The organism is Vibrio sp. 1069 (assembly GCF_033340555.1).
Map to the genome: position 1 here is coordinate 1 of NZ_JAWOWP010000125.1, position 1,030 is coordinate 1,030.

Below are 1,030 nucleotides of genomic sequence, written 5' to 3' on the forward strand. Positions count from 1 at the left end.
CCGTATCGTTACCTACCGAACCAAGCGCAGATAAAGAAGACAGCTTGGCCGCTAACTCAGTGAGCTCCGCATCACTCAACAAGTACGCCGCGAGAGATTTGTCGTTATAGCTGAGTGTTTGCGCCATCGTCGCCATGCCAAGTGTGATGTGTTCTGGCTTCATTTTGCTTAGCAACCCGACCGTGTTTTGCTCGATGTATTCCAACTCAGACGCATTGGGATCCGACATTACGGAGCCAGACAGTTTCACGTTAGCATGTGCAAGCCAATCTTTTAGAACTTCTTCTGCTTGGCTGACGGTTTTACCATCAATAACCAGCGCCGCGATTAATGTGGTAACGCCATTAATGTCGTTACCTTTACTCAAACCACGTCCCGGCGTCATCATGTTCAGTGTGAGCTCATCGCCTTGGTCAACCTGAGCCAAAATTGGACTGGTTAAAATGTTCTTGTTTGTCGAGGTAATCGAGAACTCACCTGCGTTATTACTTTTTGTGCTCGGCTCAGTCACATCACACACAAAGTTCTGGTTGAGATCGATGCACACTGGTGTATCTAACAACGTACCTTTCGCAGAAATGGTTCCCGCTACGTTGTAACTTGGCGCCGTTGCGTCACCACCGCCAGAACCGCCTCCACAACCAACAAGGGCCAGTGAGACTGCAATGAGAGAATATTGAAACTTCATAGGTCTTATCTTCTTTTTGATGAATCGTTATTACGAGAGCGAACCACTCTCAACATTGAAAGCACAAGCAAGCCAAAGAGCGCCCAAGGTGAGCCACTCCCACCCGAGCCATTGCCGTTGCTTTTCGAAGTGGTATCAGCACCGCACTGATACTGGTTAAAGTGACTCACACCCCACGCTTTTAGTGCGCCCGAGTTGCCGACCACCCGATCGGAGACTTCTAGTCGCCACGTTCCCCAACTAGGCTCTCCAACCAATGCTTGCAGCTCTGAATCGTGTTGAACCGTGAAATAACCCGTAAACCCACCCGATTGACTCGGCTGATGGTTAAACAGCACTACA

Annotated in this window: 1 protein-coding gene and 1 pseudogene; both read right to left on the reverse strand. The window is 49.3% G+C overall.

What is annotated here, in order from left to right; all coding sequences use genetic code 11:
- Window positions 1-688 (reverse strand): annotated as a pseudogene (locus R7040_RS24875) (DUF1566 domain-containing protein); the annotation flags it as partial.
- A gap of 5 nt (window positions 689-693) precedes the next feature.
- A partial coding sequence (locus tag R7040_RS24880) for a proprotein convertase P-domain-containing protein (protein ID WP_318097337.1) occupies window positions 694-1,030 on the reverse strand: 337 nt, incomplete at its 5' end.